This window comes from Rhodoplanes roseus (assembly GCF_003258865.1).
Lineage (GTDB): Bacteria > Pseudomonadota > Alphaproteobacteria > Rhizobiales > Xanthobacteraceae > Rhodoplanes > Rhodoplanes roseus.
Genome location: NZ_NPEX01000990.1, coordinates 1 through 240 on the forward strand (window position 1 = coordinate 1; position 240 = coordinate 240).

Here is a 240-nt window from a genome sequence, read left to right on the forward strand (position 1 = left end):
ACCGGCCGGATGGGAGGGGAACATGCGGTTTGGCACCGCGGCGATGGCCGTTGCTGCGATATTTACCCTTGGCTCCAGCGAGGTTTCTGCTGCCGAGCTTTCGATCGTCTCGGGTTCTGTCGGTGCCGATATTCAGGAATTGCGCACGCAGCTTGCGGAATTCGAGGCGGAGACCGGCCACCAGGTCGACATCGTCGAGATGCCGGCCTCGACGAGCGACCAGTTCGGGCAATATCGCTT

1 pseudogene is annotated in these 240 nt (G+C 61.7%); it reads left to right on the forward strand.

From position 1 onward, the window contains the following. Window positions 1-22: 22 nt before the first annotated feature. Window positions 23-240 (forward strand): annotated as a pseudogene (locus tag CH341_RS33300) (ABC transporter substrate-binding protein); the annotation flags it as partial.